The 12364-nt window shown below is 59.6% G+C and carries 9 protein-coding genes, 1 other RNA gene and 1 pseudogene; 3 read left to right on the top strand and 8 right to left on the bottom strand.

Annotation, left to right across the window (positions count from 1 at the left end; translation table 11 throughout):
- Positions 1–435, top strand: a pseudogene (locus AB5Y97_RS11490) (IS30-like element ISAs2 family transposase); the annotation flags it as partial.
- Positions 436–555: 120 nt separating this feature from the next.
- Here AB5Y97_RS11490 and AB5Y97_RS11485 read toward each other — a convergent pair.
- The 8 genes from AB5Y97_RS11485 to AB5Y97_RS11450 all read right to left on the bottom strand — a co-directional run bounded on the left by AB5Y97_RS11485 (position 556) and on the right by AB5Y97_RS11450 (position 11553).
- The gene (locus tag AB5Y97_RS11485) at positions 556–2079 is read right to left on the bottom strand and encodes a type I restriction-modification system subunit M (protein WP_368157940.1); all 1524 of its coding nucleotides are present in this window, start codon (positions 2077–2079) and stop codon (positions 556–558) included.
- Between the two features lie 50 nt (positions 2080–2129).
- On the bottom strand, positions 2130–2720 hold the full coding sequence (locus tag AB5Y97_RS11480; protein WP_024946113.1) for a restriction endonuclease subunit S: 591 nt from the start codon (positions 2718–2720) through the stop codon (positions 2130–2132).
- Positions 2721–3027: 307 nt separating this feature from the next.
- Complete coding sequence (gene gcvP / locus AB5Y97_RS11475) at positions 3028–5904, bottom strand: aminomethyl-transferring glycine dehydrogenase (RefSeq protein ID WP_368157938.1); 2877 nt, start codon at positions 5902–5904, stop codon at positions 3028–3030.
- Positions 5905–6203: 299 nt separating this feature from the next.
- On the bottom strand, positions 6204–6593 hold the full coding sequence (gene gcvH, locus AB5Y97_RS11470; RefSeq protein WP_005333898.1) for a glycine cleavage system protein GcvH: 390 nt from the start codon (positions 6591–6593) through the stop codon (positions 6204–6206).
- An 84-nt stretch (positions 6594–6677) separates the two neighbouring features.
- Positions 6678–7775: a glycine cleavage system aminomethyltransferase GcvT gene (gene gcvT / locus AB5Y97_RS11465; protein WP_042060207.1), complete on the bottom strand. Its 1098-nt coding sequence runs from the start codon at positions 7773–7775 to the stop codon at positions 6678–6680.
- A gap of 416 nt (positions 7776–8191) precedes the next feature.
- Entirely contained in the window at positions 8192–9460 is a 1269-nt protein-coding gene (locus AB5Y97_RS11460; protein WP_368157943.1) for an FAD-dependent 2-octaprenylphenol hydroxylase, read from the bottom strand.
- Positions 9461–9582: 122 nt separating this feature from the next.
- Positions 9583–10806 carry a 2-octaprenyl-6-methoxyphenyl hydroxylase gene (gene ubiH / locus AB5Y97_RS11455; RefSeq protein WP_204381267.1) on the bottom strand — a complete coding sequence of 408 codons (1224 nt, stop codon included), beginning with the start codon at positions 10804–10806 and terminating at the stop codon, positions 9583–9585.
- Between the two features lie 177 nt (positions 10807–10983).
- Entirely contained in the window at positions 10984–11553 is a 570-nt protein-coding gene (locus AB5Y97_RS11450; protein WP_005346580.1) for a UPF0149 family protein, read from the bottom strand.
- A 173-nt stretch (positions 11554–11726) separates the two neighbouring features.
- Here AB5Y97_RS11450 and zapA point away from each other — a divergent pair, with 173 nt between their 5' ends.
- Both zapA and ssrS read left to right on the top strand, forming a co-directional pair.
- Complete coding sequence (zapA, locus tag AB5Y97_RS11445; RefSeq protein WP_005333910.1) at positions 11727–12059, top strand: cell division protein ZapA; 333 nt, start codon at positions 11727–11729, stop codon at positions 12057–12059.
- A gap of 16 nt (positions 12060–12075) precedes the next feature.
- Positions 12076–12257, top strand: a non-coding RNA gene (gene ssrS, locus AB5Y97_RS11440) — 6S RNA.
- Positions 12258–12364: the final 107 nt, after the last annotated feature.

Genomic DNA, 12364 nt, shown 5'->3' with positions numbered 1-12364 from the left:
GTGCTGGGCAAGCAAGGCACAGGTGCACTGGTCACCCTGGTGGAGCGCAAGAGCCGGCTCTATCTGGTCAAGCGGGTCGCGAGCAAACAGGCTGGGGTGGTGCGGGATGCGATAATCGAGATGTTAACGCCCTACATCGAGCAGGTGCATACCATCACCTTTGACAACGGCGGCGAGTTTGCCGAACACAAGGCGATAGAGGAAGCGCTGGGTGCCGAGACTTACTTTGCGCACCCTTACTCTTCGTGGGAGCGCGGTCTGAACGAGAACAGCAATGGGCTGTTGAGGCAGTTTATCCCAAAGGGAACAGACCTGAGAGAGGTCACGGACGAGGATGTCAGGAGAGCGGAGCAGTGGCTCAACCTACGACCTCGGAAATGTCTCGGATTCAGGCAGCCTGTCAAGGTATTCGAAGAGTACCGTCAGGCGGCATAGGCGAGTGTCGCACTTCGAAGTTGAATTCGCGTGCCATCTGGAACGTGGGGGCCAGCTTGGACAATCCCGTATGAGATTTTTTCTTTTACAATATCCGCTAACGGCTTTGCACTCCATCCATTAGGCACCATAACCCAACTCCTCCAGATAGTTAGCCATCTCGATTTCGAGCGCGGCCAGTTGGGTTTTTAGCTGCTCCCGCTCGGCCCGCACCGCCAGCAGATCGATCTCGGCTTCCTCCTCGAAGGTATCCACATAACGGGGGATATTGAGGTTGTAGTCGTTCTCTTTAATTTCTTTGAGCGAGGCAAGATAGGCGTATTTATCGACATTGCCGCCGTTGCGATAGGTGGCAACGATCTTGGCGATATTGTCCGCGCTTAACAGGTTCTGGTTTTTACCCGCCTTGAACTCGCGACTGGCGTCGATAAACAGCACATTGTCGTCCACCTTCTGCTTTTTAAAGATCAGGATGGCGGCGGGGATGCCGGTGCCGTAGAAGAGCTTCTCCGGCAGGCCGATCACCGCGTCGAGCAGGTTTTCGTCGATAAGCGCCTGGCGGATCTTGCCCTCAGACGAGCCCCGGAACAGCACGCCGTGAGGCACCACCACCCCCATGCGCCCACTCTTGGGTTTGAGGGTCTCAATCATATGGAGGATAAAGGCGTAATCCCCCTTGGTCTTGGGCGGGATGCCGCGCTTGAAGCGACCGAACTTATCGTGCTCGGCCTCGTCATGACCCCATTTATCCAAGCTAAACGGCGGGTTGGCGGTGACAATATCGAAGCGCAGCAGGTTGCCATTGCCATCGAGCAGCTTGGGGTTGCGGATGGTGTCGCCCCACTCGATCTTGTGGTTGTCTTCCCCGTGCAGGAACATGTTCATCTTGGCCAGCGACCAGGTAGAGCCAATAGCCTCCTGCCCGTAGAGGGCGTAGTGCTTCTCGCCATGGTTTGCCACCACCTTGCGGCCGCACTTCATCAAGAGTGACCCCGAGCCACAGGCCGGATCGCAGATGGTGTCGCCCGGCATCGGCTCCAGCAGCTCGGCAATGAGATCGGAGACTTCGGGCGGGGTATAGAACTCCCCCGCCTTCTGGCCGCCGCTGGCGGCGAAGTTCTTGATGAGATACTCATAGGCGTTGCCGATCACATCCAGGGTGCCGACCCGACTCGGTTTGAGGTTGAGCTCATCCTTGGCAAAGTCTTCCATCAGGTGGCGCAGTATGGTGTTCTTCTGCTTCTCTTCGCCGAGGCGGTCGGTGTTGAAGCTGATGTCCTGAAACACGCTCTTGCCCGCGTCTTTGAGCTTGGTGCCATTGGCCTCTTCGATGGCGTGCAGCGCCTGATCGATCCGCTCGCCGTTGCCCGGCTCGTGACGACGCTCGAACAGGCTGTAGAAGCTGGCCTGTTTGGGCAGCACGAAACGCTCGTTTTTGAGCATCTCTTCAATGAGCTCCGGCTCATCGCCATATTCGGCCTTGTAGCCATCGTAGTGATCCTGCCAGACATCGGAGATGTATTTCAGGAACAGCATAGTGAGCACGAAATCTTTATAGGTATCAGGGCTGACAGTGCCGCGAAAGGTATCGCAGGCAGACCAGAGGGCCTTGTTGATATCGTCCTGGTTTATCGAGGTAGTCATAAGTCACAATTCCTTGGGTATTTCTTGGAAAAATGGGCTGCTCAGCGAAACTATTTCGGTTGCTGATCGGATTGTTCGAGCAGGCTGGCAGCGATGGCCTGCATCATCTGCTCGCCGTTACGTTGCAGTTGTTGCATCAGGTTCCGTTCTTCACGCAGGCTGTGGGCCAGCTTCATGATGGCGGCCTGTCTCGCAAGAGATGGGATGCCGATAGGGGCCTCCTCCAACACCTGACGGCGAATACTTTTTGCCGCGCTGCCTTCGGCGTGAAGCTCGAAGTAGCGCTGGCAAGGGGACTGATTGAGCTGCCAGGCCAGAAATTCGGGACTGAGCGCCTCGCTATGTAACCGCACCACATAGAAGTGAGGGGCGGCTACGGCGGGCAATGGTGCAAGCCCGGTATCAACCAGCACGGCATAGTTAGTGCTGCCACGGGCCGCCACCAAGATATCGCCGGTTTGCAGCCAGTCAGGTTCCTTCTTGCTGGTAGGCTCAGAACGAAGGCAGGCAGACCAGTCAACCCCCCCTTCTGGCGAGGCATCTCTCATCTGCACCACGGCCATGCTGCCGGAATCGATCTCCGGGATCTTGCCGCGATAGGGGTGCCCAGCACTGATGGTGGCAATTTGGTTCAGCTTCACAAAAAATCTCTTCATCGTTAATGATGCAGTCACAGTGTGTCGCATCTGACACTACTGAGTCAATATCAATGCCCATTATTTTGCATCAATGGAAATGATGCTTTTATGTGTACCATTAACAAGAGGTAGACCCTGACCTGCCTGAAAGATCCAACCGAGATCATTTTTGTAATTTAATTACAGATATTCACCGCACAAAATAAAAAGGCCCTGCTGTTGCAGGGCCTTTGAGTTTCCAACTTGAATGGTCGGTTTCCAACTTCAATGTCACGGTTTCCAACTTAAATGGCCGTGATCAAAACGCCACTTACTTGGCGTAATCCTCAGTCGGGATACAGGAGCAGAACAGGTTGCGATCGCCGTAGACGTCGTCGATGCGGTTCACAGAGGGCCACAACTTGGCGGCGCGCACGGCGTCGGACGGGAACACCGCCTCGGCGCGGCTGTAACCACGGGACCACTCTGCATCCATCACGTCATCCTGGGTGTGCGGCGCATGGACCAGCGGGTTGTCGGCGAGGCTCCACTGCCCCTCCTGCACCTTGGCAATCTCGGCGCGGATGGAAGTCATCGCCTCGACGAAGCGATCCAGCTCGCGCTTGGATTCAGACTCGGTCGGCTCGACCATCAGGGTGCCCGCTACCGGGAAGCTCATGGTAGGCGCGTGGAAGCCGTAGTCCATCAGCCGCTTGGCCACGTCCATCTCGCTGATGCCGGAAGCCTCCTTGAGCGGACGGATATCCAGAATGCACTCGTGAGCTACCCGACCATTGCGGCCGGAATAGAGCACCGGGAAGGAGTCACCCAGCTTCTTGGCCAGATAGTTGGCGTTGAGGATGGCCACCTGAGTGGATCTCTTCAGCCCCTCGTCACCCAGCATGGCGATATACATCCAGCTGATGGGCAGGATGCTGGCTGAGCCAAACGGTGCCGCCGACACGGCGCCGTTGTCACGGCTCTCCTTGTCGGTCTTGACCACGGCGTGACCGGCCACGAACGGTGCCAGATGTTTCTTCACGCCGATGGGGCCCATGCCCGGGCCGCCACCGCCGTGAGGAATGGCGAAGGTCTTGTGCAGGTTGAGGTGAGAGACGTCTGCCCCGATAAAGCCCGGCGCAGTCAATCCGACTTGCGCGTTCATGTTGGCGCCGTCCAGATAGACCTGACCACCGTGCTGGTGAACGATGTCGCACACCTCCTTGATGGTCTCCTCGTACACCCCGTGGGTGGAGGGGTAGGTCACCATCAGACAGGAGAGCTGATCCCCCGCCTCGGCGGCCTTGGCGCGCAGGTCGTCGAGATCCACGTTGCCGGACTTGTCACAAGCAGTGACGATCACCTTGAGCCCCGCCATCTGGGCAGAGGCCGGGTTGGTCCCGTGGGCAGAAGCCGGAATCAGGCAGATGTCGCGATGCCCCTCACCACGGGACTCGTGGTACTTCTTGATGGCCAAGAGACCTGCGTACTCGCCCTGGGCCCCGGAGTTGGGCTGCATGCAGACCGCATCGTAACCGGTCACCTTCACCAGCCAGTTTTCGAGGTCGGCCAGCAGCTGCTGATAGCCCTTGGCCTGCGCCAGCGGGGCAAACGGGTGCAACTTGCCGAACTCGGGCCAGGTCACCGGGATCATCTCGGCGGTAGCATTGAGCTTCATGGTGCAGGAGCCCAAGGAGATCATGGCGTAGTTGAGCGCCAGATCTTTGGCTTCGAGACGGTGGATATAACGCAGCATCTCGGTTTCGGAGTGGTACTTGTTGAACACCTCGTGGGTCAACACGGCGTCAGTGCGCAGCAGATCCTGTGGAATGGCGTGATGGGCCTGCGCCGCCTTGTCAAGGGCCTCGATGTCGAGGCCATGGCCTGCCCCTAGGAACAGTTCGAACAACTCGGCCACATCGCCGCGGGTGGTGGTTTCAGAGAGTGACACCCCTACCGCGCCATCGAGATCCGCACGCAGGTTGATGCCCAGCCCCTCGGCCTTGGCAATGAGTACTGCTTTATCTGCCGTCTGCACGGTCAGGGTATCGAACCAGCTGGCATGTTTGAGGGCAACACCCTTGGCCTTGAGGCCGAGCGCCAGAATGGTGGTGAGACGGTGCACGCGGGAGGCGATGGTTTTCAGCCCCACCGGGCCGTGGTAGACGGCATAGAAGCTCGCCATGTTGGCCAGCAGCACCTGTGCGGTACAGATGTTGGAGTTGGCCTTTTCGCGACGGATATGCTGCTCGCGGGTCTGCATCGCCATGCGCAGCGCAGCCTTGCCACGGGCATCCTTGGAGACACCGATGATGCGGCCCGGCATGGAGCGCTTGTAGGCATCGCGGGTGGCGAAGAAGGCGGCGTGGGGGCCACCGTAACCCATGGGCACGCCAAAGCGCTGGGCGGAACCCAACACCACATCGGCGCCCAGCTCGCCCGGGGATTTGAGCAGCAGCAGGGAGAGCAGATCGGCGCTGACGCAGGCCAGCCCTTTCTGGGCCTGTACCGCGGCAATCAGGGCACGCAGATCTTTCACCTCACCTGTGGTGGTGGGGTACTGGAACAGGGCCCCGAACACCTCTTCGCTCACTGCATCGCTCGCAGCGCCAACCGCCACGTCGAAACCGAAGTGAACCGCGCGCTCCTTGACCACGTCGATCACCTGCGGGTGCACGTCATCGGCAACAAAGAAGAGGTTGGATTTGGACTTGGCCATCCGTTTGGCCAGCGCCATCGCCTCGGCGGCGGCGGTCGCTTCATCCAGCAGGGAGGCGCTTGCCAGATCCATGCCGGTCAGATCCAGCGTCAGCTGCTGGAAGTTGAGCAGGGCTTCGAGACGGCCCTGCGCCAGCTCGGGCTGGTACGGGGTGTAAGCGGTATACCAGCCCGGGTTTTCCAGCACGTTGCGCAAAATGACGTGGGGCACATGGGTATCGTGATAACCCATGCCGATGTAGCTCTTGGCAATCTTGTTCTGAGCGGCATAGCCCCTGAGCTTGGCCAGCGCCTCCACTTCGGTCATGCCGGCACCGATCCCCAGCGGGCCCGGCAGGCGAATGGCGGCGGGCACGGTCTGTTCAATCAAATCGTCCAGGCTTTCGGCCCCGACGGTCGCCAGCAGCTGGCGCAGCTCTTCCTCGCCCGGGCCGATATGGCGGCGGACAAAATCGGTTTTTTGCTCGAGTTCAAACAGTGACTGGGTCATTTCCCTATTTCCTGATAAATAAGTCCTGGCATGACATCCTGATAACCAAGACCTGATGTTCCTGATCGTCGGTTGATACCGACTCCACTCATGTTCTGGGTCCCGCAGACAGGGTGCGGCACCGGATGCTGCGGCAGCATCAAGAGGGGATCGCCTTGTTGCGAACCGGCCCGTTTGCCCCCTAGGCACCTAGGCTGGCAAACGGCAAGCGCGGGCGACTTCACCCTTCCACCGGCCGGTGCTTGCCCGGCTAGCGGTCATACAAAGGGGCCCTGCTGTGTTGGCAGGGCCCGGGGGCATTACTCTTCGTCCACCACGTTCTGGTAGCCTTCGGCATCCAGCAGGTTGGCCAGCTCGCTCTCGTCATCGAGCTTGATGCGGAACAGCCAGCCAGCGCTGTAGGGATCGGAGTTGACCAGCTCGGGGCTCCCTTCCAGCTCTTCGTTGACGGCGATGATCTCGCCGCTCACCGGGCTGTAGATGTCGGAGGCCGCCTTGACCGACTCGGCCACGGCGCAGTCGTCACCGGCGCTGACCTGCTTGCCCACTTCCGGCAGCTCGACAAACACCATGTCACCCAGCAGCTCCTGGGCGTGCTCGGTGATACCGACCACGGCCTCGCCGTTGGCTTCAACACGGATCCACTCGTGGGAAGTGGCATATTTCAGTTCGCTCGGGATATGGCTCATTTGTGCTTCCTTTGATCTTTGAGTCGCGTTTAAAAACGAATATGAAAAGGGATGGGGGAGGCACAGCCCTCCCCCAGAACGGTATTAAACCAGCTTCTGGCCGTTACGGACGAAAGCGGGCTTGGTGACCTTCACGGTGACCAGCTTTTTGCGGATCTCCACCTCGGCCAGCTCACCGATATCGCGGGGCACCCGCGCCAGGGCAATACTGTAGCCCAGGGTGGGCGAGAAAGAGCCGGAGGTGATCACACCTTCCCGCTTCTCACCATTTGCCGCGGTGAAGGTGACCGGCATACCGGCACGCAGCACCCCTTTCTCTTCCATCACCAGACCCACCAGCTTGGGCTGATTGCCCGCCGCTTTCTGTGCTTCCAGCACGTCGCGGCCGATGAAGTTGCGATCGCTCGGCTCCCAGGCGATGGTCCAGGCCATGTTGGCGGCCAGCGGAGAGATTGACTCGTCCATATCCTGACCATAGAGGTTCATACCTGCTTCGAGGCGCAGGGTATCGCGGGCTCCGAGGCCGCACGGGGCGACGCCGTTATCCAGCAGCGCTTGCCACAGCTCGCAGGCTTTCTCTTGCGGCACCACGATTTCATAACCATCTTCGCCGGTGTAGCCGGTAGTGGCGATAAAGAGATCGCCAGCCTGCACGCCGAAGAAGGGTTTCATCCCCACCACGGCGGTACGCTGGGCGGCGCTCAACACAGCAGCAGCCTTGACCTTGGCGTTGGGGCCCTGCACCGCGATCATCGCCAGCTCGGGACGCTCGGTCACGGTGACATCAAAGTCGATGGCGTGATGGCGGATCCAGGCCAGGTCCTTCTCGCGGGTAGCGGAGTTGACCACCAGCCGGTAGAAGGTATCGGTCAGGTAATAGGTGATGAGGTCATCGATGACGCCGCCTTCCGGATTGAGCATGCCGCTGTAGAGGGCCTTGCCGGGGGCAGTGAGTTTGGCCACGTCGTTGGCCAGCAAGTGTTGCAGAAAGGCTTTAACCCGTTCGCCGGTCAAATCGACGATGGTCATGTGGGATACATCGAACATACCGGCATCGCTGCGCACCGCGTGGTGCTCTTCCAGCTGGGAGCCGTAGTTGATGGGCATTTCCCAACCGTGGAAGTCCACCATCTTGGCGCCGGCTTCCAGGTGTTTGGGATGCAGTACAGTAGTCTGGATCATCGCATTCTTTCCTTAGCAAAAAGCCTTTTCGCTTTGGCGACCACCCTTGCGACCCGCGCCACCGCTCTGACTGCACTACGTACAGCAAAAAGCGACCGGATCCAAAAGTGTGTGCTCGCTCCTGCCCTTGCCAGGCAAGAGGGATTCCTTGAACGGAGCGGATTATATGACAAGCAGGCGAGCGTGCCGCTCAAAAAAAACTAATCCCCTCCCGTAAAACTGACTCCAGACACTAAGATAAATGCAGTGATAAAAACAGCCATAAGCCGACTCAGGCGAGATTAAATTTTGATTTTTACCGTTTCGTCACAATTTGCAGAAAAACGTTTCGCTCCAGAGCAAAATTAAAGGCTGACACCCAAAACGGGTCATCAGCCTTGTCGGATTACTTTTGTTGTCAAAAACGGCGAGTAATATTAGTTTTTTTCACCCTTGGCCTGCATGGTACTGCCCTTGGTCGCAGCAACAGGCCAGTCAGGACGGGCCAATGCGGGCAACTCACCCTCCAGCCCCATGGCGGCGCGGATCACCCCCTCCTTGAAGGGCGTCAGCAGATTGGCCGCGCGCAATCCCACGCCCCGCACCAGCTTCTTGAGCGGGTTGGCCCCGCTGAACAGCCGCTTGAGCCCTTCCATCGCCGCCAGCATGCGAGCCGCTTCGCTCTTGCGCCAGCGCTCGTAGCTGCGCAGGTTGTCGAGCAGGCCGATATCCTCACCCGCGGCATGATTTTGCAAGATCTGCTCCGCCAGCGCGGCAGCATCCAGCAGGCCAAGGTTGACCCCCTGCCCCGCCAGAGGGTGGATGGTATGGGCGGCATCTCCCACCAGCACCAGCCGCTCGCGAGCAAAGTCGCGGGCATAGCGGGCGGTAAGAGGAATCGCGCTGCGCGGCCCCTCCACCTTGCACAGACCGAGCCGGGCATCGAAGGCGGCAGTAAGGTGGCGATTGAACTGCTCGTCATCACAGGCGCAGAGTGCCTCGGCGCGGGCCGCAGGCAGCGACCAGACGATGGAGCAGAGGTTCTCCTGCCACAGCGGCAAAAAGGCGAGCGGGCCATCCGGGGTGAAGATCTGGCGAGCAACAGCTTCATGGGGTTCGGCGCAGCGCACCGTCGCCACCAGGGCGTGGTGGCCATAATCCCAGCTGGTAAGCGGGATATCAGCCTGACGGCGCACCCAGGAGTGGGCACCATCGGCGGCTACCACCAGTTTGGCCGAGATGGCCTGACCATCTTCAAGGAGCAGCAGGGCGCCCGCCGGGCCGCTCTGCAGGCTCTTGGCTCTGGCGGGGGTCAGCAGCTGGATATTGCTGGCACCTTCAATCGCCTCAAACAGCGCCAGCTGGATCACCCGATTCTCGACGATGTGGCCGAGATTGGCCTGACGCAGGCTGGCGGCATCGAAGTCGATATGGCCAAAACTGTCCTGCTCCCACACCGCCATCTTGTCGTAGGCCTGCAGGCGGCGCGCTTCAATGCCGTCCCAGGCGCCGACATGGCGCAGGATCTGCTGGCTGGCCAGACTCAGGGCGCTGACCCGATTATCGGCCACCTCCCCCAGCTGCGGGTCGGGCAGTTGTCCCTCCACCACCAGCACCTTGAGGGCGCTATGTTTCAAGGCCGCAGCGAGCCCCAGCCCCACCATGCCGCCACCGACAATCACCACATCCACATTTTGCATCTGCATCATCTCATCCTTTCAGGGCTGACCGGCTGGCCAGCGAGGGGACGCCCGCAGGCATCACCTCTTTATTCAATAGGTTTTGATCAACGAATGGCGGTCAACAGGTTCCACTCAACAAGTGCTGGCTAGTTGCCGCACACATCGGCGACAAAGCCCAGGGTGCGCGAGGCAAGCGGCGCCTTGAGGCACGGGAATCGCCCCATCAGGGTGAGCGCCAGATTGCGCCCCGCCACCAGCGGATCGTGACCATTGGAGAAGAGCTGGGCCAGCGAGGAGGTGAGCCAGACGGTCTGCTCCTGATCGCGCTGACGCTGCTGCCAGTAGCCACTCAGTACCTTGAAGCTGCCGATATCCTCCCCCTCAGCCAACGCCTTGGCTACGGCGCCGGTAAGCAGGTCCAGATCCCGCATCCCGAGGTTGAAGCCCTGTCCGGCAATCGGGTGCAGGGCGTGGGCGGCATTACCGACCAACACGGTGCGCTGGGCCAGCGGATAGTCGCAGGCGGTCAGAATGAGCGGATAGACGTTACGCACGCCACATCGCTCGAAGCGACCAAGCCGCCAGCCAAAGGCCTGCTGCAAGCGGGCAAGAAACGCCGCCTCATCGAGGGCCATCAGCTCATCCACCTCATGCTGCCCGACGCTCCATACCAGCGAGGAGAGCCCCTCCTGCATCGGCAACAGGGCCAGCGGCCCCCCTTCGGTAAAGCGCTCGAAGGCGCGACCCTCAGGGTCTTGCGCCGTTTTGACGGTGGCGATGATGGCGTGTTGCTCAAAGTCGTGGCGGGTCACCGGCAACTTGAAGTGCTGACGCACAAAGGAGTTGCCGCCGTCTGCCGCCACCAGCAGGCGGGTCTCAATCTGTTCACCGCTCTCGAGGGTGAGGGTCACCTTCTCCTCATCGGGCGCAATCTCGCTCACCCGAGCCGGACAGCAGACCCGGATATTGGGAGAGGCCGCCATCGCCCGTTGCAGCTCATGACCGGCAGCGGCAAGCTCGATCACCTGGCCCAGCGCGGGCAGACCGTATTCGGCCGCCGACAGGCGAGCCTGACCGAAGTGGCCCCGATCCGAGACATGAATCTGGGTAATGGGGGCGCAATGGGGGGCAAACAGCGGCCAGAGTCCGCGTCGCAACAGCGCATCACAGGTACCGGCCGAGAGCGCAATGGCGCGAGCGTCGAACCCTGAATGGGTGTGCTGTTCGGGGACGCTTGCCTCCAGCAGCAGGATCTCGAGGGGGGAGCCATCGGATCGAAGCAGGGCTGCCAGCGAGAGGGCCAGCACGGCACCGCTCATTCCACCGCCGACCAGGGTGACATCGACCTGTCGCACATCAGATTGAGACATAAGCAGAGAGGAAGAAGTGAAAAAGGTGGCCTCATGCTATCACAAAGCCGCAGGCCGAATGCGAGGTCACCGGCAAAAAACCGGTTGTGCCTCACAGGGTTAGCCACAACAGCGCCATAAAAAAGAGCGCCATCAGGCGCTCTTGCAGATTCAGTAAGGGTCGCGTTGACCCGCACCTCAATGAAGGGTCGGCGGCGCGCTCGGGGTATCGGGGCGCTTGCCAAACTCTTCGAAGGCCATCATGACCCCCAGCTTGACGTGTTCGTAGAGCACCAGGAAGGAGGCTTCGTTCTCGTCATCTTCCTGATCGAACTCGGCAGAGACCTGAGTGATGCTGGCGATATCCTGGATCATCTCCTGCAGCTCTTCCGACGCGCGGGAGAGCTCCTGCTGCACCACGCCGAAACCGGCCAGAAACGCCTGTGACCAGTCCACCAGCGAATCGATGCGCTCATCAAGGGGGGCATCATCACTTGGCAGCAGCAGCTCGACGCCTTTCTGAGCCATCAAGCTCTCGACCACATTGTGATAAAGATCGGTCATCACCTGGCGCACCGGGGCCGGCAGGCCAAAACCGTCGTTCACCAGATCGTTGAAATGGGGCACCCAACTCTTGTCGTCCAGTGCAACACCGCCGCACACCAGACCGCAGATCACACCATGGGCCTCGACTGCACTGGCCATCAGCTCATGCTGCTCCATGATGTCGGCCACAGCCGCATATTTAAGGGGGTTTGTTTTGCTCATAGAGGATCCGCTCAAAGTTCAGTCAAATTTGCAGAATTAATGGTCAGGATCCTAGCATTCTCCCTCTTGCAGAGCCAGCAAGGCCTTGAAACTTATGCATCTGCGCTATATAGTCCCGCCCAGTTGTCCACGTGGATAAAGGCGGAAATCAGCTCCGCCGTATTGAGGAAGGCATGAGCACAGAGGCCGTAGAAATCGTCATTTTGGGACGTCCCTACAAGGTATCCTGTCCCTTGGGACAGCAGGATGCCCTGCGCCAGGCCGCCGAGCAGCTGACCGACAAGTTGATCGACCTGCGTCAACGTTCCAAAGTCTCCAGCAACGAGCAATTGGCTATCATGGCGGCGCTCAATTTCTGTCATGAGCTCTGCCTTGAAAAAGAGAAGAACCACCAATACTCTGAGACCATGGACAAGCGGATCAAGATGCTGCAGCGCACCATCGAAGCGGCCCTGATCGAGCACGGACAGTATGGTGATTCCAGCGAAGAGGGGCAACAGCCCTAATCGCAAACCGTTTTAAAATTCCCTGGGATGTTTGTCAGCCGGTTCAAGTCCCCGAGCCGATATTCATACCAAACAGGGGATCTGCCTTCTGGCTATTGCGCATGCTCGGCACGACCGAGAAGCCTGCGGTCAGATCCGATCCCCGCCTTGAACCGACGGTTCAAGGGCCCAAACCGGCAACGGCATCTCGGGGTACCAACAGCAAAAGCCCGTCACCAGCGTGACGGGCTTTTTCTTTTCCTGATGATCAACGAACCCTACCCCTTTCAGAGCTGAAAAAATGCCCCGGATGAAAAGATCACCCG

This window comes from Aeromonas sp. R10-2 (assembly GCF_040908445.1).
In the GTDB taxonomy this organism is placed as follows: Bacteria; Pseudomonadota; Gammaproteobacteria; order Enterobacterales; family Aeromonadaceae; genus Aeromonas; species Aeromonas veronii.
Note: the sequence above shows the minus strand (reverse complement) of the source record. Positions and strands in the feature narration are given on the sequence as shown.

Excerpts from the sequence above, each read along its gene's own strand:
- AB5Y97_RS11485 (WP_368157940.1), bottom strand. The coding sequence starts at position 2,079 with ATGACTACCTCGATAAACCAGGACGATATCAACAAGGCCCTCTGGTCT.
- gcvP (WP_368157938.1), bottom strand. The coding sequence starts at position 5,904 with ATGACCCAGTCACTGTTTGAACTCGAGCAAAAAACCGATTTTGTCCGC.
- gcvH (WP_005333898.1), bottom strand. The coding sequence starts at position 6,593 with ATGAGCCATATCCCGAGCGAACTGAAATATGCCACTTCCCACGAGTGG.
- gcvT (WP_042060207.1), bottom strand. The coding sequence starts at position 7,775 with ATGATCCAGACTACTGTACTGCATCCCAAACACCTGGAAGCCGGCGCC.
- AB5Y97_RS11460 (WP_368157943.1), bottom strand. The coding sequence starts at position 9,460 with ATGCAGATGCAAAATGTGGATGTGGTGATTGTCGGTGGCGGCATGGTG.
- ubiH (WP_204381267.1), bottom strand. The coding sequence starts at position 10,806 with ATGTCTCAATCTGATGTGCGACAGGTCGATGTCACCCTGGTCGGCGGT.
- AB5Y97_RS11450 (WP_005346580.1), bottom strand. The coding sequence starts at position 11,553 with ATGAGCAAAACAAACCCCCTTAAATATGCGGCTGTGGCCGACATCATG.
- zapA (WP_005333910.1), top strand. The coding sequence starts at position 11,727 with ATGAGCACAGAGGCCGTAGAAATCGTCATTTTGGGACGTCCCTACAAG.